Annotated in this window: 16 protein-coding genes; 5 read left to right on the top strand and 11 right to left on the bottom strand. The window is 32.9% G+C overall.

The features are described 5' to 3' along the window. Positions 1–30: 30 nt before the first annotated feature. Positions 31–552, top strand: coding sequence for a 5' nucleotidase, NT5C type (locus tag D3P13_RS07945; protein WP_117880903.1), 522 nt, complete (start codon positions 31–33; stop codon positions 550–552). A 268-nt stretch (positions 553–820) separates the two neighbouring features. Here D3P13_RS07945 and D3P13_RS21890 read toward each other — a convergent pair whose 3' ends face one another. After that, complete coding sequence (locus tag D3P13_RS21890) at positions 821–1,114, bottom strand: hypothetical protein (RefSeq protein ID WP_157972860.1); 294 nt, start codon at positions 1,112–1,114, stop codon at positions 821–823. 16 nt (positions 1,115–1,130) lie between these two features. Further along, positions 1,131–1,976: a universal stress protein gene (locus D3P13_RS07940; RefSeq protein WP_117880900.1), complete on the bottom strand. Its 846-nt coding sequence runs from the start codon at positions 1,974–1,976 to the stop codon at positions 1,131–1,133. Between the two features lie 228 nt (positions 1,977–2,204). Between D3P13_RS07940 and D3P13_RS07935 the strand changes: the two genes are divergently transcribed. Further along, on the top strand, positions 2,205–2,420 hold the full coding sequence (locus D3P13_RS07935; RefSeq protein WP_117880898.1) for a hypothetical protein: 216 nt from the start codon (positions 2,205–2,207) through the stop codon (positions 2,418–2,420). A 217-nt stretch (positions 2,421–2,637) separates the two neighbouring features. On the opposite strand, the gene D3P13_RS07930 is transcribed toward D3P13_RS07935, so the two are convergent. The 5 genes from D3P13_RS07930 to D3P13_RS07910 all read right to left on the bottom strand — a co-directional run bounded on the left by D3P13_RS07930 (position 2,638) and on the right by D3P13_RS07910 (position 8,242). Then, positions 2,638–2,829, bottom strand: coding sequence for a cold-shock protein (locus D3P13_RS07930; RefSeq protein WP_117880895.1), 192 nt, complete (start codon positions 2,827–2,829; stop codon positions 2,638–2,640). A gap of 285 nt (positions 2,830–3,114) precedes the next feature. Next, a complete protein-coding gene (locus D3P13_RS07925) occupies positions 3,115–3,363 on the bottom strand; it encodes a cold-shock protein (RefSeq protein ID WP_317124791.1) in 249 nt (82 codons plus the stop codon). 30 nt (positions 3,364–3,393) lie between these two features. Next, complete coding sequence (locus D3P13_RS07920; protein WP_232829154.1) at positions 3,394–4,383, bottom strand: fatty acid desaturase family protein; 990 nt, start codon at positions 4,381–4,383, stop codon at positions 3,394–3,396. A gap of 629 nt (positions 4,384–5,012) precedes the next feature. Further along, positions 5,013–7,508 (bottom strand): ABC transporter permease, encoded by a 2,496-nt coding sequence (locus D3P13_RS07915; RefSeq protein WP_117881243.1) that lies wholly within the window; start codon positions 7,506–7,508, stop codon positions 5,013–5,015. A gap of 44 nt (positions 7,509–7,552) precedes the next feature. Further along, positions 7,553–8,242, bottom strand: coding sequence for an ABC transporter ATP-binding protein (locus D3P13_RS07910; protein WP_117880889.1), 690 nt, complete (start codon positions 8,240–8,242; stop codon positions 7,553–7,555). Positions 8,243–8,300: 58 nt separating this feature from the next. Between D3P13_RS07910 and D3P13_RS07905 the strand changes: the two genes are divergently transcribed. Together D3P13_RS07905 and D3P13_RS07900 are read left to right on the top strand one after the other, a co-directional pair. After that, positions 8,301–9,014 (top strand): arylesterase, encoded by a 714-nt coding sequence (locus D3P13_RS07905; RefSeq protein ID WP_117881240.1) that lies wholly within the window; start codon positions 8,301–8,303, stop codon positions 9,012–9,014. A gap of 136 nt (positions 9,015–9,150) precedes the next feature. Next, entirely contained in the window at positions 9,151–11,337 is a 2,187-nt protein-coding gene (locus D3P13_RS07900; protein ID WP_117880886.1) for an amino acid permease, read from the top strand. A 93-nt stretch (positions 11,338–11,430) separates the two neighbouring features. Here the strand turns inward: D3P13_RS07900 and D3P13_RS07895 are convergent, their stop codons facing one another. The 3 genes from D3P13_RS07895 to D3P13_RS07885 all read right to left on the bottom strand — a co-directional run bounded on the left by D3P13_RS07895 (position 11,431) and on the right by D3P13_RS07885 (position 17,438). After that, positions 11,431–13,452 carry a M13 family metallopeptidase gene (locus D3P13_RS07895; protein ID WP_117880883.1) on the bottom strand — a complete coding sequence of 674 codons (2,022 nt, stop codon included), beginning with the start codon at positions 13,450–13,452 and terminating at the stop codon, positions 11,431–11,433. 230 nt (positions 13,453–13,682) lie between these two features. Beyond that, a complete protein-coding gene (locus tag D3P13_RS07890; RefSeq protein WP_117880880.1) occupies positions 13,683–16,193 on the bottom strand; it encodes an outer membrane beta-barrel protein in 2,511 nt (836 codons plus the stop codon). A 129-nt stretch (positions 16,194–16,322) separates the two neighbouring features. After that, positions 16,323–17,438, bottom strand: a complete 1,116-nt coding sequence (locus tag D3P13_RS07885; protein WP_117880877.1) for a DUF7486 family protein — start codon at positions 17,436–17,438, stop codon at positions 16,323–16,325. A gap of 214 nt (positions 17,439–17,652) precedes the next feature. Between D3P13_RS07885 and D3P13_RS07880 the strand changes: the two genes are divergently transcribed. Further along, positions 17,653–19,950 carry a type IA DNA topoisomerase gene (locus D3P13_RS07880; RefSeq protein WP_117880875.1) on the top strand — a complete coding sequence of 766 codons (2,298 nt, stop codon included), beginning with the start codon at positions 17,653–17,655 and terminating at the stop codon, positions 19,948–19,950. A gap of 62 nt (positions 19,951–20,012) precedes the next feature. Here D3P13_RS07880 and D3P13_RS07875 read toward each other — a convergent pair whose 3' ends face one another. Then, a complete protein-coding gene (locus D3P13_RS07875; protein WP_117880873.1) occupies positions 20,013–20,624 on the bottom strand; it encodes a DUF6515 family protein in 612 nt (203 codons plus the stop codon). Positions 20,625–20,919: the final 295 nt, after the last annotated feature.

The following is a 20,919-nucleotide window of genomic DNA, read 5'->3' as shown; positions in this document are numbered from 1 at the left end:
AATATGTAGAACTTCGTAAAAAACTTAATAATGACAATTTTTGTAGACATGGATGATGTGATAGCCGATACTTATGGCAAACACATAGAGTTGTATAATAAAGAACATGAAAAAGAATTAAGTGTAAACCAAATTTCTTCTGGTGAAGTCTGGCAAAATGTACCAGAAATGCATGTTGAAAGTATTAGAGCACATGCAGTAATGCCTGGCTTTTTTAGAGATTTAGACGTAATTAAAGATAGTCAAGAGATAATGGAGGCATTGTATGACAAGCATGAGGTATATATTGCAACAGCGGCTACTCAGTTTCCTAGCTCATTAAAAGAAAAAAGTGATTGGTTAGATGAGCATTTTCCATTCATTACATGGCAACATCGTATTATGTGCGGTCATAAATTTATTCTTAAAGGTGATTTGTTAATTGATGATAGAACTTATAATTTAGATAAATTTGACGGTGATACCTTACTTTTTAACTCACCACATAATAGTCATGATAATGGTTATTCTCGTGTTGCGTCATGGTTAGAAATAGCCGAACGTTTATTGTAGAAGTATTTACTTCTCAATACTCCCGCCATTTTGGAGTCCAGTTTGCTACCGCAAAATGAAAACACTCAAAAAGATGTTTTACTGATATCCTTTTTATAAATTAACTTATTCGTCCGTTCGAGTGATCTCGAAGAATGAGTCCCGACGCTTCGGGAGTATCGAAAACCTTTTCTTCTCCATACATCCTACGCTTCTGGGTTTATTTGCTACCACCTCAAAGAAAACAATTAAAGAGATATAATAATAGTTTTTGTATTATTCGTTGCGTTTACAGTCCATACACAAAATGTGGACAGAATAACGGAATTATAAAAAATATAAATATAAGCAACATAATTGCCCAAATTGCACCCATTAGTAATGGGTAAGCAACGAGCGAATCTTTTAAACTTGGTTTTATGGTATGAGCTATCAAACCGTGAACACCCAATGACAGTAAAAAGAACAACAGTGTCGCAATTATTATAATAAATAATGTTGAATGTGTTTGTTTAAATATATTTAGGTAAATACCTAATAATATAGCAATTACAATACAGATACTATAGAGTCTTCTTGCCATGATATTGTTTTTAAAACTAGTAGTAGGTTTTGTTAAAACTTAATAGAGGAAGTCTACCATAAGACTCCATTTTAATGACTAAGTCGTGATGGAATAATTGTTTTAAAAGCCCTTTTCTTTTACGTTTTAATACCGCAATAATATCCACATTTACTTCGCCCAAATACAGTTTTAAATCTTCAAAAGTATGGTCTGAAGGAATATTTTCATAGATGATATTTGGGTAATGAACTTTATCGTTAATATGATCTTCAAATTCTTGAATTCTAATCATGGGGTCAAACTCTTCTGATGGAGAGATATGTACCACCTTAATTTCCGCATTATATGGTTTGGCAATTTCTATCAAGGTAAGAATGGCTTGTAAATCTTTATATTCAAAATCGGTTGCATACACTATTGTATTGATATCTTTATGTGTGGCATCTTCAGGAATGGCCAACACGGGACAAGGAGCTTTTTTTATAAGCTTTTTTGTGGTATTACCCATGATAAATTCTTTGAATGCACTGGTACCTTTCATACCCGTAACCAATAGAAAAGCATTTAATTCTATCACTTTCGAAATGACAGCTTTTGTAACAGACATATTTTCAATGGCTTCTGTTTTCACATTCATACGTTCTAAATCATTTCCCAAATGTTTTGTGCAGTATTCAACAAGAAGTTCATTATTGTTTTGATATGCCACTTTTTCAAAGTCAGGCACGGGCTCTTCGACTTCAGTATCAAAAATAGTAGGATAATCAAAGATATGAACTACCAATAAATTGGCGTTTAGTTTAGAACTTAGTGCATGGGCATATTTTAATGCTGCAATGGCATTTTCTGAAAAGTCGGTAGCGTGAATAATAGTTTTCATTTGGTTGCTTTTATTATTATTTATGCTATAAATGTAGTATGATGTTTTTGGCTCTCCAATGACCTGAATCAGTATGCATTACTTTTTTAGCTGATTTAAATCATTTTTAATATGTAGTGTAAGGCGTAACTTTATTTTTTAAATTTGAAGTATATTTATACTTGTAGTTATTTGATTAATAGGCTTTTATATTTGAAATTAGTTCATAAACAAAGAAGTATCCAGATCATGAAAGAATTACACACCATCTTAAATGAAATAACAGAACTGACCAGTACCTTAGAAACCAAATACCCAGAGCTTTATCAGTTTTTAGGGGAAGATCCATTAACTATTGGAGCTGATGACCATCCTGAAATTGATATAAAAGTGATGAAAGATTATTTAGAGAGTTTAAAGGAAATACTAAAGCATTACCTAGATTCGCATAAAAGTGTAACTTAAGGGGTGAGTTAAGATATTTCTATCCTTAAATTACGTTCGAGTGATTTTAAAGTACATCACTTCTCGATACTCCCGACACTTCGGGATTTTTCGGCTATTGCCTCAAAGAAAACACTCGAAGTGACGTCTAATTGAGTAATAACAATAAAATCTAACAATTGAGCATAAAAAAAGTCCATCATAAATGATGGACTCTTAAATCTTAAAGTATATAAAATTAGATAACTTTTACGTTTACTGCATTTAATCCTTTTTTTCCTTCTTCTAAATCAAATTCAACTTCGTCGCCTTCGTTTACTTCATCTATTAATCCAGAGATGTGTACAAAATGATCTTTATCTACACCTTCTTCTGTGATAAATCCAAATCCTTTAGAATCATTGAAAAATTTTACTGTTCCTTTACTCATTGTAATGTAATTAAAATTATAATATTATTTTTGAATTGCAAAGATGATGCTATTTTTATAACAAACAACACTTTAATTGGTTTATTTTCAATTTATTATAAGAATGATGGTTGTTCGTTAACCCAATTATTAATAAAAAGGGCAACCTTTAACCATGTTTTATACGATTTATGAAGTGCATTATATTTTAAAAAAATTAGAATTGTAATTTTTTTAGTTTCGCTGTATTAATTAAAAAACCACCTGAATAGGTGGTTTTTTATTGTGTTGTGTTTATTAGGATTCTTAAACTAAACTTACTTTTACAGCACTTAGTCCTTTATCTCCTTGCTCTACTTCAAACTGAACGTGGTCATCTTCTCTTATATCGTCAATAAGATTTGAGGTATGAACAAATATTTCCTCATCAGAATCTTTTACTTTTATAAATCCAAATCCTTTTGCACTATTAAAAAACTTTACGGTACCTTCTTTCATTATTTCTATTTTATTATTATTAATATTAAATAATTTATTTATTAATTTTTTTATCATTATTTCTATGTTTATATTATTATCTATCGCTTATTTATAGGCAACAATTAACGATGGTCTTTTTCCCAAAAACCGAAGCATCTTTAAGTGCACGCGAATGGCCTGAAAGAAACTGCTTTGCACATGATAAGGCATGTTAAATTCTTTGGCTGTATCGGCTACTATTTTTGTTATATCTCTATAATGTATATGGCATACATCTGGCAGTAAATGATGTTCTATTTGGTGATTTAATCCGCCAATCAACCAAAATAAAACTTTACTATTTGGAGAAAAATTAGTAGTTGTTTCAAATTGATGTCTGTGCCACTCTTCTTTCATTGTCCCTTTTTCATCAGGTAGTGGAAACTCGTTGTCTGGCATAATATGAGCAATCTGAAAAACGGTACTTACCAAGAGTCCGGTTACAAAATGCATGCTTAAAAATGCCAATACGATAATCCACCAGGCTAAAGGAATCATAATTAACGGTAAGACTAAAGCATATGAATAATAAATCAGTTTCCAAGCCGTCATGCTTACTAATGCTTTTTTATATTCATTTTTTTTATTCAAAAAGCCCATGTTTTTATAGCGTTTTAAACTTGCAAAATCTTTAGAGGTAATCCAGAATATGGTAGACATTCCATAAAAAAACCAAATATAAATATGTTGATATTGATGTAACCAATGGTGTTTGGCATGCGGAGAAAATCGTAGGAAAAACGGTGTGTTAATATCATCATCAGCTTCATCAATATTGGTAAAAGTATGATGCAACACATTATGTTGAATTTTCCATACTGCCGCATTTGCCCCAATAAGATTGAAAGAATACCCTAATATGGTATTGATTGTTTTGTTTTTTGAGTATGATCCGTGGATGGCATCATGCATAACACCCATGCCAATACCTGCCATTCCCAAACCTGATACTAAATATGCTACAAATAACATCGCTGTTGATGTAACCACACCTGTGCTTAACAATAATAAGGGGATAAAAAACAAGGTTAACATCACAACGGTCTTGGTAACCATGTTGGCATTTGCCTTTCTACTTATCGCATTGGTTTTGAAATGAAAATTTACGCGTTTTCGTAAGGTTTTAGAAAAATCGGAGTTGTTTGTTCGTGAAAAAGTTGGATTTTTGATATACTATTTGTTTACTGTTTGCTAAGGCATTCTTAAAAATGTAACTTTTTTGATGCCCAAAAAAAGAAACGCAACTATTGAAAGAAACCGTAAATAAACTTATTGAAAAACTATAATGAAGTGTAACCCGCACCTAAGAAAACAGTAAAAGTACTTTGTTATTCCTTACTTCAAACAGCCATACTGTTTGTTGTACTATCTAAAAACGCTAAAGAAAATTAAATTCGGTTCAATTGAAATATATTCAATAAAAAGGAATGCTTATTAGCTATTTTATTTGACAAAGGTAGTCTAAATTAATGGAGCAGCTCCTAAGGTAACGTTAAATCGAGAAAACCAATCCAATAAACAACTTGAAAGCTGTCGTGTTTTTTATCTTTTTTTCGAGTATGTTTTATAGTGAAAAGTTGAATTACTTACACAAAATCATCAAGCTTTTTTCATCCATTAATAGGAATGCTTGACGTAATTATTATTATTATTATTATTATTATTTGGTAATAAATTCCACTTCCCTACCCTTCTCTACGCAATACCTCTAATGGCGGACTTTTCAATACACTTCTAATATTGCTAAGTCCGATCAGTAAAACCAAGATAGTAATACCTGGTAAGAACACTAAAAACGGAATTATAGATGGTATAAAAGGTTCTTTAAACAATAACGTTGCTAAGATTTGACTGCCAATTAAAGACAATAAAATTCCTACCAAACTACCAAGGATACCTAAATACAAATACTCTAACGCGGTAATTTGTAAAATTTGCTTGCTTTTTGCACCTAAGGTTCGTAACAATACACTCTCCTTAATTCGCTGACGTTTACTGGTGCGTACAGAGCCAATCAACACAATAATACCTGTGAGGATACTAAAGAAAGCCATAAAGTTGATTACCCACGAAATTTTATCAAGTATATTTTCAACTACAGAATACAATTGTCGTAAATCGATCACAGATATGGTTGGAAATTTTTTCACTAAATCGCGTTGCAGCGAAGCGGCACTAGTATCGTCAAGAACATGTGTACTTAACACATGAAATTGTGGTGCACTTTCTAATACGCCTTTTGGGAAAACGATAGAAAAGTTCATTTGCATTTTTGCCCAATCTACTTTACGGATACTCCCTACGGTGGTTTCCATTAACACACCTTGTACATTAAAAACAATTTGGTCTCCAACACTAACTGCGGCTCTTTTGGCAAGATCTTCGGCTATAGAAATCACAATAGGGTCTCCTGGTTTTAACGTTGTAACCCAAGTGCCTTCAATCAATTCTTCTGAGGGTATTAAGGAATCACGATAAGTAGTTCTAAATTCATGATTCAATACCCATTCATTAACTTTTGAGGTGCTGTCTTTACGAATATCATTGGCCAATTCTCCTTTTATACTGTGCATTCGCATAGTAATTAGGGAAATGTTATCCAAAACATGTAATCCTTTATCTGTAACTTCTTTGGCAACGGCTTGTCTTTGGTCAGGCTGCACATCTAATAAAATGATATTGGCATTTTCAGTACTCGATTCTAAGGCGGTTTTTGCCAACAATATATCTTTTGTAAAATAGAGTGTACTAATTAAAAATGTACCTAAACCTATCGCCAATATCAAAACCATGGTTTGATTGTTAGGGCGAAATAGATTTAATAAGCTTTGTCGAGCTGTAAATCCCCAAGAAGCAGGAAAATATTTTTTTATGGCTTTCATAAAAAGAGTGGCAATACCTGCCAAAATAGCAAAAGTGATGGATACACCTACTACAAATGCAAAGGCAAAAAGAACGTCTCTTAATAACCAATAGGAAAACAAATAGATAAAAAGAATGATGGCTATAAAGGTTAAAGCTCTTGCTCTTCTAGGTTTTTTACTATTGTCTTCACTCACTCGTAATACTTCTAAGGGTGATACATACCACGTATTCAATAAGGGTAATAATGCAAATAATACGGACATTAACACACCTAATAAAACCCCCATGACAATAGGTTGTGGCGTAATTGAAATTTCAACTTCAAAAGGTAAAAATTCCTGTAACAGTAATGGAAACGCTTGTTGTAACCCAATACCTACCACTGTACCGAGTATTCCACCTAACAAACCAATTCCAGCAATTTGGATCAAATAAATTAAAAAAGTTTGTTTTCTAGAGGCTCCTAAGCATTTGAGAACGGCCACATCGGTTAATTTTTCTTTAATATAGATATGTACTGAACTAGCAATACCAATACAACCCAGTAATAGAGCAATAAAGGCCGCCAGATTTAAAAATTTACTTACATTTTCAGAACTTCGTCCTACACGTTGACTGGTACCAGTATGTGTATCTAAATCAGCATCCTCGGCATCTAAAATAGGATCGTACTTTTTATCCAATGCTTCTAAATCCATAGTTGGTGGAGCAATAAAAAAGTATTGATATTCTTTGCGACTTCCAAATTGCAACAATTCGGTTTTTTCTATAAAACGATAAGGTATAAGTACAGTTGGTGCCACAGAAGTAGCAATTGCCGTACCTCCGGGAATGGATTTTAAGGATCCTACAATTGGTAAACTTAGTTTTCCTAATTTAATAGTATCACCAGGTTTTAGATCATATTGTAGCATTAAGGTAGCATCAACCAAAGCTCCGCCTAATTCTTGATAAGTTACTGCAGCAGTAACAGGTAGCGTTTCTAAAGTTCCGTAAAAAGGAAAGCCACCTTCAATGCCTCTTACTTTTACTAATTTACTGTCATCATTTTTTGGAAAGGCTGCCATCGAAGAAAAATTCACTTCTGAAGCTGCTGGTCCAAGTGAATCTATTATGGCTTGTACTTTTTCATTAGGGATTTGCCTGCTGTCAATAATATAATCAGCCCCCATCATTGCCTTTGACTGTGACTTAATATTTTGCTTTAGATTTTCGCTAAATAATTGAATGGAAACTACCGCGGCAATACCCAAAATAATAGCTGCCATAAACAGTAACAGTCTTGAACTACTTGCCTTACCATCTCGCCACGCCATTTTAAACAACCATGGTACCCCTGCTTTTGAATTAGATTGTTTCATTAAACGGTGGTTGTTCTTTCGTTAGCAATAATCTTTCCTCCTTTTAATCTTAAAATTTGCTGGGTTCTATTGGCCAATTCTAAATCGTGTGTAATAATTACCAGTGTGGTTCCAGCTTCCTTATTCAATTCAAAAAGTAATTGTATTACCTTTTCTCCTGTTTCTTCGTCGAGATTACCCGTTGGTTCATCAGCAAATAAAATGGATGGTGTTGTTGAAAATGCTCTAGCTAAGGCTACACGTTGTTGCTCTCCACCTGACAATTGTGATGGGTAGTGATCGTAACGGTCAGAAAGCCCTACTTTTTCAAGTAACTCCATGCCTATTTTTTTTGCATTCTTAGCTCCTTGCAACTCTAACGGAACAATTACATTTTCAATAGCTGTTAATGTGGGGAGTAATTGAAAGTTTTGAAAAATAAAGCCCACTTCTTTATTTCTTAACTGAGCACGTTCATCTTCATTTAAGTCATTTAAATTTTGCCCACACAGTTCCACACTACCTGAACCTGGTTCGTCTAAACCAGCACAGAGACCGAGAAGTGTTGTTTTTCCACTACCAGAGGGTCCTACAATAGAGAAGGTGTCTCCTTTTTCAATTTCAAATGAGATATTTTGTAAAACTGTTATTTTTTTTGAACCACTTGAATATGTTTTCTCAAGCTCGTTAATCTTTAATATCTTTGACATACTTTTAATAAAATTCTTTTATATGAACCTGTTCAGGGATAAGTCGCAAAATAAGCAAATGATTACAAAAATATATGACTCCTTCAATCCAATTTTCTTAAAGTTTTGTTATTTTATGATAGCTACTGTATTGATCTCTTGTCGTGGTGATGTTGCTAAAAAAGAAAACACTGAGGAAGTAAAAACAACCGAAGGTGTAGTTACGGATAAAACAGATTCTAAGAAAATTCTATTCTTTGGCGATAGTCTAACTGCAGGTTATGGTCTTGATGATATAAATGATGCGTATCCTGCACTGATTCAATCTACCATAGATTCCTTAGGGCTCGACTATACTGTTATAAATTCTGGTGTGAGTGGAGAGACCAGTGCGGGAGGTAAAAGCCGTATTGGATGGGTATTGAAACAAAAGGTTGATGTGTTTGTATTAGAATTAGGAGCTAACGATGGCTTACGAGGTATTCCTTTAAAAGAAACTAAAGCTAATCTCCAGTCGATTATAGATACCGTAAAAGAAAAATTGCCAGAGGCTACTATTATTTTAGCAGGCATGGAACTCCCACCTAATATGGGCCCGGAATATACTTCTGAGTTCCGAACCGTTTTTTCTGATTTAGCATCCGAAAACAAGCTACCCTTTATACCTTTTATCTTAAAAGATGTAGGTGGTGTGGTTGAATTAAATCAAGCAGATGGTATTCATCCTACGGTTGAAGGACATAAGATTGTGGCGAATACTGTTTGGGACGTTTTGGTAAAAGTGGTGGAATAGATGTATTATTACATAAACTAATTTAGTTTATACCAAATGAAGTTATAATGCATGATGCAACCCCGCTTTATTTTTTATAAATTTGGCTATAGACTTTCTTGTACTAATTAATTGATTGTAATTGTATTTATAAAGCATGCCAGACATTAAAAAATTCGGAACTTTTGCAGGTGTTTTTACACCTTCTCTACTTACAATTTTAGGTGTTATTTTATATATGCGTTTGGGGTGGGTTATTGGTAACGCTGGCCTTTTTGGTGCTATTATAATCATACTTATTGCACACGTAATCTCTATATCTACGGGATTGAGTATTTCATCTGTAGCCACGGACAAAAAAATTGGAGCTGGAGGTATTTATTATGTACTTTCACGTAGTATGGGAATTCCCATTGGCGGGGCCATTGGTATTGCGTTGTATGTGGGTACCGCATTTTCTATTGCATTATATTTAGTAGGTTTTGCAGAGAGTTTTAATGGGTATTTCAATTTTGGAATGGGTATTAACGATTTAAGAATTACCGGAACCATTGCATTGGTTTCATTGACTGCTCTAGCTCTAATTAGTACTTCTGTAGCATTAAAATCTCAGTTTTTTATATTGGCTGCTATCGCAGTTTCTTTAGTTTCTATATTTTTAGGAACACATGATTTTACACCACATTCAGTTTCTTTGTTACCTGCAGAAGGGGCTGTATCCTTAGAAATTGTATTTGCTATTTTTTTTCCAGCAGTTACTGGATTTACGGCAGGTATTGCAATGAGTGGCGACTTAGAAAACCCTAAAAGATCAATACCAAATGGTACATTATGGGCCATAGGAGTTGGCTTAGTAGTATATATAAGTGTCGCCATTTTTATGGCATATACTGTTGACTCTGAAGTCTTGAAATCGGATTATAATATTTTAATGAAAATAGCAATTTTTGCACCTGCTGTTGTAGCGGGAATTTGGGGAGCTACCTTATCTTCTGCTCTTGGCGGAATTTTAGGTGGTCCTAGAATGTTACAAGCCATGTCTGTAGATAGAGTTACTCCAAGAATATTTGCTAAAGGACGAGGCGAAAATAGAGAGCCAGTAAATGCTTTATTATTGGTGTTTTTAATTGCTGAAGCAGGAATATTAATTGGTCAATTAGACGTAATTGCACGTGTGGTGTCTATGTTTTATTTGGCTGCCTATGCGTTTATAAACATTACGTTTTTTTTAGAAAGTTGGGCTAATCCTGATTTTCAACCCTCTTTTAAAGTAAAAAGATGGATTGGCTTACTTGGATTTGTAGCCTGTTTTGTAGTAATGTTTAAACTAGATATGGTAGCCATGATGGGAGCATTGGCAGTAATTGGAGGTTTATATTTTTGGTTACAACGAAAGGAAGTGAAAATTAAATCTACCGATATATGGAAAAGTGTTTGGGAAAATGTAGTAAATAAAGGTTTAAAGAGAATTGATAATAAGCAAAATGTAAATGCCAGTTGGAACCCAAATGTTATTTTATTTAGTAGAGAAAGTGATCATCAATCGTATTTATTAGAATTGAGTAAAGCTGTTTCGGGTCGTACAGGTATTGTCACCAATTTTGACCTTATTATTGACAATAAGAATAAAATACCCTTAAAAAGATCAGAACAAACCGTAAGGGACGGAATCTATAAAAATTTAGGAATTTTTGCGAGACGGATTAAAATTGAGAACTTATATAGTGGTATTACAAATATAGCCATGACTTTTGGATTTTCAGGGGTTGAGCCAAATACCATTATGATGGGATGGCCTAAAGGTCTTGAAGATTCTGTCGAGTATGAAACAATGACAGAAAACCTATTGCACCTTGATTATAATTTGTTGTACTTAGATTTTGATATTAAGAAAAAGTTTGGCAATTATAAAACGGTAGATTTATGGTGGAGAGAAACGGATAGTAAAAATGCTGAAATGATGCTGAATATTGCACGTTTCATTTTATCATCTCCAAAATGGGATCACACCTCTATACGTGTTTTATTCATAAATAATACGGATATAAATCCTATAATCATTCACAACAAAATAGCTAAACTAGTTGATGACTTAAGAGTTATTGTTGAAATAAAAATAATAGAAAATGTAAAAGAACAAATTCCATTTTTTGAGATTATAAAAAACTATTCTGCAAAAACAAACTTAACTATTATTGGTATACCAAATTATAAAATAGAACAACAGGCGTCTTATATTGTAAGTGCTAATCAGTTATTTGAAACTATTGGTTCAGCTTTGTTGGTAAAAGCAGCTAATAATTTTAATGTATTAGATCTCGATTTTATTAATACTAAATCGTGATGTTAATTATTGTAAAGCATTAGATCATAAAAAAACCAGAGAAGTTATATTCTCTGGTTTTTTATTTTTTTTAAATGATTTCAATAGATAGGTTTACCAAATTTTTATACGCTCCTCTTCCGTTTTGTAATTGGCTTCACCAGATTGAACGTTAAAAGCCTCATAAAAAGGTGTAAAGTTCATTAACGGACCATTTACACGCCAAATTGGTGGTGAATGCGGATCTGTTGCTACATAATTACGTAAATAGGCATCACGTGTTTTTACACGCCATATGTTTGCCACTGATAAAAAGAAACGTTGGTTGGGTGTATAGCCACCAATCTTAATTGTGTCTTTTCCTTGACCTGTCATTTTAAAGGCATCAAAGGCAATAGAGATTCCACCATTATCTGCAGTGTTTTCACCAACTGTTAATCCACCTTTTAAATGAACACTATCTAATACCGTAAAGGCACTGTATTGATCAATAATTTGTTGTGTTTTAGCTTTGAACTTGGTGTAATCACTTTCCGTCCACCAATCGGTTACATTTCCATCTTTATCATATTGTGCTCCTTGATCGTCAAAGGCATGTGTAAACTCGTGACCGATAACCATACCAATACCACCGTAATTTACTGCATCATCAGCATATAAATCAAAATATGGGGCTTGTAAAATACCTGCTGGAAACACAATTTCGTTTAATGAGGGATTGTAATAGGCCGTTACTGTAGAGGGTGTGGTATGCCATTCATCTCTATTTGGAGCTTTATTTAATTGTTTTAGTTGGTATTGATAATCATCTTTATTTAAGGCAACTACGTTTTCAAAGAATTGTGTCCTGTCAATGTTAGCATCATAGGTTCTCCATACATCTGGATAGCCAATTTTTTTGCTAATGGCAAAGAGTTTCTCTTTTGCTTTTACCTTGGTACTATCACTCATCCAATCCAACTTGTCAATTCGCTTTTCTAATGTTGTTTGAAAATTATTTACCAAATCTAAAGCTCGCTTTTTCGCATCTTCATTAAAATAACGCTTTACATATAATTGACCTAAGGCAAAACCTATTTGCTGATCTACACGTCGCACCATTAGTTTTGTTCGTGGTTGTTGTACTGATTGACCAGAAATAACTTTAGAATATTCAAAAGAAGCATCTTGAAAAGGTTTACTTAATATATTATCATGACTTCCAATGGAATTTGCTTTTAGATACAGTTTCCAATTTTCTAAAGGAACAGAAGTTAGCATCGTATCTAAAGCATCATAATAAGCAGTTTGTCGTACATCTACTGAATCTACTGCTGTACCTAAGTTTTTCAATAAAGCAGACCAACCAATATTAGGATGTTTTGTGTTCAAATCAGCGACAGCAAGCTTGTGGTAATTTTCTTTAACAACTCTGCGTTCGATACGTGTTTTATGAGATGTTGCCATTTGCTTTTCAATGCTGTAAACAATGTCAGCTTTAGCTTTAGCATCTGATTCTCCTACCAATTCAAATAAGGTCGTTAAATAGGTTTTATACGCTTCTTGAATACTTTTTACTGATGGATCGTCCTTAAAATAGTAATCACGATCTGGTAATCCTAATCCCGTTTGCGAGAAGTGTAAAATATTTAGTGTACTGTTTTTTTGATCTGGAGAAATGTAAGGGCTAAACATTGAATAATCTCCGGACTTTATTTGTGTAGCTGCGAATTCTGTTATCGAGGAAACATCAGTAATCGCATTAATTCTATCTAATATAGGTTGAATAGGTTTACTACCACGTTCGTTAATACTAACGGTATCCATACCCGAGGTAAAAAAGTCACCTACCAATTGTTCAACACTTCCTTTTGAATGTTCTTTTTGAGAAACTTCTTCTAAAATGTTTTTAAGTAGTTCTTGCTGTGGAATATTTAAAAATCGATATGACCCTACGCCTATCTGGTCATCAGCAATTACTGCATTTTTAAACCAAGTTTTATTTACATGGTTAAAGAAATCGTCACCAGGTTTAATAGTACTATCAATCCCATTAAAAACAACAGGTTTAATTTCAGGATCATTTAGCGTATTACTTTCATTTTTACATGAAAACAAGATCAGTAAACACAATGATAAATAGTAAATGTTTTTCATAAATTATGAGGTTTAGTTTTCTCAAAGATATGAATATTTACATTTGTTATGTTTTTTGAATTTATTTTAGGAGTAAAATCAGAATGATAGACTACTAAAACACTCTAAAAAGTACATAAATAGTAGATGAATGATTGGACTTTATTTACCACCAAGCATACTGGTATATTATATCAATTTTATTATTTTTAAATTACTTCTTATGTTTCTAAACAGGTGGAAATTAAGTTTTAAAATTCACGTTTACCAAATTCACTATCAATAAATTTAGCTTTGTTCTTAGCTGCATTAAATGTATACGATAGGTTTAACGATACCATATCTACTTCATAAACATAATTGGTGGTTGTATAAAATTGACCTGGTCTTGACGTTGTAATACGTTGTTCATTGGTGTTTAATAAGCCCATATCTATGTTTTGCCATTGTAACGTTGCTGTTAACTTATTATCTAAAAATGATTTTTTAAGGGCTAAGTTTGGAGCATAAAATCTAGAATCTTCACCCATTGCTGTATTTCTATCCGATAAATAATTAAAAGAGAACTGAACCGATGCATTTTGCCAAAAAGAATAGGTAGAATTTAGATTGACCGAATAAATAGTTGATTCAGAATCAATGGCATAGGTTCGCTCGATTCCATCTCTATGTTTAAAACTTAAAGCTCCAGCTATTGCATAATTGTAGATGTTAAAACCTACAAAATTTGTCCAATTCTTAGTGGGCTTTATGGTTGCTCCAATTTCTAATCCTATGGCATTACTCTTACCTACATTAGAGTATACTCTGTTAATAATACTATCAATTACAGCACCATTCGGTTCATAAGCCAAGGTGTTGACACGATTGATAACATTATCTACATGCCTATAATAGGCTGTGGCATATACGGAATTACCTTTCCCCATATTTTTTGTGATACCCAACTCTACCAAGTCAATAAATTCTGGTAATAATGTGTTATCACCTTGTTCAAAAACCTCTGAATGTTCACGTTCTGCAAAACTGTTCATTTTAAAAGTTGTAGTGCGTTCTAACCTTTTGCTATATGCCGCCTTAACATTGGTTTTGTCATTTACTTTATATTGAACAGATGTCGACGGAAATATTTTAAAGAAATCGTAATTGTAACGGTTTGGCGTAATTTCACTTTTCAATGATTCTTCATAGGTCCTATTCATTGATTCTAAGCGTACACCCGCAGCATAATCCCATTTACTTTTTGCTCCTGTTAATTGTACATAACCAGAATGAATGGTTCTTTTCATTTTAATATCTGAAGAAAATTCAGACACCAAATTTCCGTTCCCTTCGTATACAAACTCTCCAGAGTGATCTAAATTACGAAATTGATATCCTGTTTCTATAATTCCAAAAACAAACGGTTTCCATTGGTAATCTAAATTAATACGCGTACCGTAGAGTGGATTGTCATTGGTATTATACTCTTGTTGATAAATAATATTGTTGTCAGGGTATCCTAAATTGTCATTAACCGTTGGACCGCCTAAAAAAGTGTATTCATATAATATAGACGTAGCTATTTTAGATTCGTTTTTAAATATATGAGTATAGTCAAAACTACCTAAGGCAAAGTCTCCTTTTCTAATTCTTAAATTGTGATTATAATATTGCAATGTATAGATTCTGTTTTCACTTCCTATAGGTGAAACAGCATGATTATCGTAATAAACAATATCAGCTAATCTATCTTTCGTGTGTTTTCCTGCAAATAAACCTAGAGAATAGGTGTCAGCATCATTAGGTGTAAAATCAACATTAAAGCGACCATTATAAGTAATTTCATCAAAGCTACGCTCTCCATCCGAAGGCAGAAAAGTAGTTTTATTTTCTGCATCGTTAATAATGAACATATCGCCTTCTCGCCTACCCGATTTATCGTTACGTTGATAGCTGGCTCCAAAAGAAAGATTCCAATGGTCATTTCTTTTATTGACAGTAGCATCTATGCCATAACGTTGGGCATCAACTTTTGCATCATAAGATTCTATAGAAGGGAATCCGCCACGTACATTAACTTGAGCATAAACACCATCAGTAGCACCTTTTTTGGTAATAATATTTAAAATACCACCTTTTCCTTCAGGATCATACTTTGCGGAAGGAGCAGTAATCAATTCAACACTTTGTAAGGCATTTGCTGGTAATTGTGCTAATATAGCACTTGCATCACCTTGCGTAGGCTTACCATTAACTAGAACAGCAAATCCTTGGCTTCCTCTAACACTAATAGCTCCTTGACCATCTACACTAACAGAGGGTAAATTTTTTATAATATCAACAGCATTACCACCTTCACTACTTTGATATTTTTTAGTATCAAATACTTGTCGGTCAATTTTATGAACCACGGTAGCTTTTTCACCTTTAACAATTACTTCATTCAATTCATTTCCCATGGTTAATTTGACAGAAGCTAAATCTACCAATACTCCTTTTTTAGAAACCACAATGCTTTTAATTTTACGTGTGGTATAGCCTAAAAATGAAGCTTCAATAGAATAGGTTCCTGTTTTTATATTTGCAAATGAAAAAGCACCATCAGCTTCCGTAATTACACCATTTATAGCAGTTCCATCTTCAGAATTAAAAAGTGCTACGGTTGCAAATTCTAATGGAGAATTATCAGATGCATCTACAATTTCACCTTTAATTTGTCCAAATGACAATTGTATAACAAATAGTAACGATAGCACTGTTAACTTTTCTTTAAATGACATTTAGTTTTGAATTTTTAATTGCCGACAAAACTAATAATCATTTTAGAATAGTAATGAACTTTTCGAAAAAGAATTATTTATATTAACAAGTAGGTATAAATGTTAAAATAGTATCACTTAACGATCTAATTAATATACTTGTTGAAAAGCTTTTACATGAGCATAAATGGCTACGGTGTCTATTTTCATTTCAATAGGTTCGTTTAACATTTTCATTCCTTTTACATCATTCATTTGACCTGCTTGAGAAACGGCTTTAACACCATAAAATTCACCTTCTTTATTTATTACTTTTATATCAATTATATTCTCAAATTCACGTACTCCCTTTACTTCCAATTGATCTCCATTTTTATCAATGGCAACAAGTTTGTAAATAGCTCCTTTTTCACCTATGGCCGCTACTGTTTTATAATTATCAATACTTGACAATATTTTAACAGGCAATATTTCGGTATCACTTTTAAAAGCTTTTATATTTATTAAACTACGTTGGTCTGAATCTAAAATGGCATTGACATCAAATGTATTTCCTTTATCATCTAAAGCTTTGACTTCTAAGAAGTATCCTTCAGGATGTACCCCTACAATATGCCAAAGAAAATTGTCATCAGCAGCCGCAGCTTGTGGTATCGCTTTAACATGAGCGTAAACATTGGCTCCAAAAAGGGTATATTCTAAATCTTCTTTCTTGGTTTTTACTCCTTTTATATCGTGTAGTTGTCCTTCAGGAGAAATTGCTTTTAGACCATAAAATTCACCATTTTTGGCTATTACTTTTATATGAATAATATTTCCAGAACGTAATACGCCTCTTACGCTTAAACGCTCCCCATTTGGTGCCACAGCTTTAATTTGATACACTGTGCTGTCTTTAGCTATTGCTACAAGCAGGGTCTGTTTCCCTTCATTAACCAATAATTTAACAGGAATAATTTTATCATTAACCAAAGCCTTAATACTCATAAGCGTTCTTTGATCTCCTTTTTGAAGAGCTTTTACTTTATAAGATTCTCCGTAAGCATCTACCGCAATAATATTTAATAGCCGACCATCAGGGTAAATACCTTTAACATGCCATACAGACTCAATTATACCTTTTGTCTCTTGAGTGGGTTGTACTTTATCATTAACAGCAGCTAATTTTCCGTTATCTTTAAAACTTACGAGCACAAATAAAACAAAAAGGACTAAAAAACTAATAGTTATTTGAAAAAAACGGGATATATGATTTGAGGTTTTCATGTTGATATATTTTACATTGTTGTTGCTATTATGGTTTACTATTTAATATAATTTAACTACAATTTATAATCTTAATATTTGTAGCACAATGATTTATATCAGTTACAAAAAAAATGATTTCAGTTTTGAATTCTTATCGTAGACCTTAATTTTAATTATTCTTGCCGCTACTATATTTTATCATTATTTTGCATGACTTAAAACAACTATTTAAATGAAGGTTTGTATTGCCGAAAAACCAAGTGTAGCCAGAGAAATTGCCGAAGTGTTAGGTGCAAAAACTAGACACGATGGTTATTATGAAGGTAATGGATATGCAGTTACGTACACATTTGGACATTTATGTACATTGATGGAACCTAATGATTATAAACCCCATTGGAAGAGTTGGGATTTGAATAATCTACCCATGCTCCCCGAAAAGTTTAAGACGAAAGTAGTTGACAACACGGGTATTCAAAAACAATTTAATATTATTAAGAGTCTATTTGATAAGGCGGATGTTGTTATCAATTGTGGAGATGCGGGTCAAGAAGGAGAATTGATTCAGCGATGGGTTTTAGATCAAGCAGGTTATAAGGGGAAAGTGGAGCGATTGTGGATTTCTTCCTTAACTACCGAAGCGATAAAAGAGGGGTTCCAAAAACTGAAACCTTCAGAAGATTATGATAATCTTTATTATGCAGGGTTTTCTAGAGCCATTGGTGATTGGCTCTTAGGAATGAATGCTACACGTTTATACACTGTAAAACACGGAGGTTATAAGCAAGTGCTTTCTGTAGGACGAGTACAAACACCAACCTTGGCTATGGTGGTCAATCGATTCTTAGAAATTGAAAACTTTAAACCTCAACCTTATTGGGAGTTACAAACCCTATATCGTGATACCTTATTTAGTTATGAGGAAGGTCGTTTTCTTAAAATGGAAGATGGTCAAGTATTGGCAGATAAAGTTAAGGAAGATGAGTTTGAAATTGTTTCGGCCACGAAAAAGAAAGGAAAAGATTATGCACCAAAACTGTTCGACTTAACAGGATTGCAGGTGTATTGCAATAAAAAATTCAGCTTTTCAGCAGATGAAACCTTAAAAATAGTCCAAAAATTATATGAACAAAAAGTAGTTACTTATCCTCGTGTAGATACTACTTTTCTACCCAATGATGTATATCCAAAAGTAGCTGGAATTCTTAAAAATCTGACTAAATATGCAGAATTAACGCAACCTTTATTAGGTAAAAAGATAAAGAAATCGACACGGGTTTTTAATGATAAAAAAGTAACCGATCACCATGCAATAATTCCAACTGGTGTACAAATTCCTTTGCAATACAATCAACAACAAGTCTATGACATTATTACGAGGCGTTTTATTGCTGTCTTTTATGAAGATTGTTCTGTTTCAAATACAACTGTAATTGGTAAAGCTGCAGAAGTTAATTTTAAAACCACTGGAAAAGAAATTTTAAAAAAAGGATGGCGAGTTGTTTTTGAAAATAAAAATGCAGAAACAACAAACAATGAAAGTGGTATGCTTCCTAATTTTGTTAAGGGTGAAAAAGGGCCACATGAACCATCTTTTTTGGAAAAACAAACCAAAGCACCGAATCAATTTACGGAGGCTTCCCTCCTACGTGCTATGGAAACAGCCGGAAAACAAGTAGATGATGAAGAGTTGAGAGACCTAATGAAAGACAATGGTATTGGAAGACCATCAACAAGAGCGAATATTATTGAAACACTGTTTAGAAGACAGTATATTAAACGAAATAAAAAGCAGTTGATTCCAACAGTTACGGGAATTCGATTGATTGAAACCATTCAAAATGAATTGTTAAAATCAGCAGAGTTAACCGGTAAATGGGAAAAGCAATTAAAAGATATTGAAAAAGGAGAATTTAGTGCGGGTACTTTTATAAAGAATATGAAACGTATGGTAGATCAATTGGTTTATGAAGTACGAAGTGAAACTAAACGTGCTAACATTTCTCAAAATACAGTACTTCAAAATCGCGAAAAAGAGAAAAAGGTGAAAAAGGTATCGGGAATTACAGCAGAAACTTGTCCCAAATGTAAAAAAGGAACACTCTTAAAAGGTAAGAGTGCTTATGGATGTAGCAATTACAAAAATGGCTGTAATTTTGTACTTCCGTTTTCCTTTATGGAGAAGAAAATATCAGAAAAGCAATTGATTCGGTTACTTCAAAAAGAATCTACTGTAAACTTAAAAGGGTTTACATCTGATCATGGAACTGTTGAAGGTCTCGTGCGTTTTGATGACCAATTTAATTTGGTTTTAGAAGAAAAGAAAACGACTAAAAAACCAACTTCTGATGCGTTAATTTGTCCTAAATGTAAAAAAGGAACTATTCTAAAAGGCAAGGAAAGTTATGGTTGTAGTGCTTATAAATCTGGCTGTGATTTTAGATTCTCATTTAAAGAAATTAGAGAAAAAGCGGGTGAACAAGCATTGACGAAGGAATTGGTATATGCTATATTAAGCGGCAAAAAATAAAAGGCTCCATGTGTTACACATGAAGCCTTATAAAACGAACTCAAAATATTAATGTATCTTTTTTAATTATCTAATTCTATAATCCCAACCACTTCGTACGCTCTTGTACCATCTACCTGAACTTTTTCGTAAAGAATGTTAGCGTATTCATAGTAAGTTTGTCCATCAATGACTACTTTTTCATAATCATCTGGAAGTTCATAAACAATTGTACCTACTTCTGGATCTACCACCTCATATTCATTATTTAGTTGTGTGTAAAATATACCTCCTACATTATAATAATTATAAGTGTTGTAACGAACTCTTTTGTAGTTAGTTGGTAACGTACTAACTCTAAATCCTACTTTAGGAGCAATAGCAATATAACGTCCTCTTGAATAGGTATAATACCTGTTATTGTTATAATAATATCGTTGGCCGTTATGATTAATCACTTTTCTATTGGGTACATTCCGTACAGACACCACTTTTCGTGTGGGTCTTTTATAGGTTACCTTAGTGCTAGAAATCCTTCTACTTGGTGTCGTTTTTTTAACTGGCGTATTTTTCTTAACTGTTGTTGTTCTTGTTGCAGTTGTAGTACTACTTCTACGAGATTGTCCTGAAATATCTGTTGCAAAAGCCATTAAAAATAATGAAGCTAATACCGACGTTTTAATAATTGATTTCATAATATATGTTTTTTGATTTAACTTCTTCTTAATACTTAGACTATAAAATGTATTAATCGTTTAATCCATTTCAATTTCTAAGCCAAAAAATGTGATTATCGATGAATTGTCACTTTTTATCGACGTTTACGTTGATTTTCTATACTTCATTAATTCTCTTTTCTTTCGTTTAATAAAAAAAAAGGAGAAATGCTATTAAGCATTTCTCCTTTGTGAATACAAAATGCTCTATTATTTTAATAAACCAATTAAACCTTGTAATTCGGTAAGGTTTAGACTTGAATTATTATCAGTA

Origin of the sequence: Aureibaculum luteum (assembly GCF_003449015.1) — a bacterium.
Classification (GTDB): domain Bacteria; phylum Bacteroidota; class Bacteroidia; order Flavobacteriales; family Flavobacteriaceae; genus Aureibaculum; species Aureibaculum luteum.
This window is presented reverse-complemented; position numbering and strand designations above follow the sequence as displayed.

Bases quoted from the DNA above. Each gene is read 5' to 3' on its own strand.
- D3P13_RS07945 (WP_117880903.1), top strand. From the start codon at position 31: ATGACAATTTTTGTAGACATGGATGATGTGATAGCCGATACTTATGGC.
- D3P13_RS21890 (WP_157972860.1), bottom strand. From the start codon at position 1,114: ATGGCAAGAAGACTCTATAGTATCTGTATTGTAATTGCTATATTATTA.
- D3P13_RS07940 (WP_117880900.1), bottom strand. From the start codon at position 1,976: ATGAAAACTATTATTCACGCTACCGACTTTTCAGAAAATGCCATTGCA.
- D3P13_RS07935 (WP_117880898.1), top strand. From the start codon at position 2,205: ATGAAAGAATTACACACCATCTTAAATGAAATAACAGAACTGACCAGT.
- D3P13_RS07930 (WP_117880895.1), bottom strand. From the start codon at position 2,829: ATGAGTAAAGGAACAGTAAAATTTTTCAATGATTCTAAAGGATTTGGA.
- D3P13_RS07925 (WP_317124791.1), bottom strand. From the start codon at position 3,363: ATGATAAAAAAATTAATAAATAAATTATTTAATATTAATAATAATAAA.
- D3P13_RS07920 (WP_232829154.1), bottom strand. From the start codon at position 4,383: ATGGTTACCAAGACCGTTGTGATGTTAACCTTGTTTTTTATCCCCTTA.
- D3P13_RS07915 (WP_117881243.1), bottom strand. From the start codon at position 7,508: ATGGCGTGGCGAGATGGTAAGGCAAGTAGTTCAAGACTGTTACTGTTT.
- D3P13_RS07910 (WP_117880889.1), bottom strand. From the start codon at position 8,242: ATGTCAAAGATATTAAAGATTAACGAGCTTGAGAAAACATATTCAAGT.
- D3P13_RS07905 (WP_117881240.1), top strand. From the start codon at position 8,301: ATGATTACAAAAATATATGACTCCTTCAATCCAATTTTCTTAAAGTTT.
- D3P13_RS07900 (WP_117880886.1), top strand. From the start codon at position 9,151: ATGCCAGACATTAAAAAATTCGGAACTTTTGCAGGTGTTTTTACACCT.
- D3P13_RS07895 (WP_117880883.1), bottom strand. From the start codon at position 13,452: ATGAAAAACATTTACTATTTATCATTGTGTTTACTGATCTTGTTTTCA.
- D3P13_RS07890 (WP_117880880.1), bottom strand. From the start codon at position 16,193: ATGTCATTTAAAGAAAAGTTAACAGTGCTATCGTTACTATTTGTTATA.
- D3P13_RS07885 (WP_117880877.1), bottom strand. From the start codon at position 17,438: ATGAAAACCTCAAATCATATATCCCGTTTTTTTCAAATAACTATTAGT.
- D3P13_RS07880 (WP_117880875.1), top strand. From the start codon at position 17,653: ATGAAGGTTTGTATTGCCGAAAAACCAAGTGTAGCCAGAGAAATTGCC.
- D3P13_RS07875 (WP_117880873.1), bottom strand. From the start codon at position 20,624: ATGAAATCAATTATTAAAACGTCGGTATTAGCTTCATTATTTTTAATG.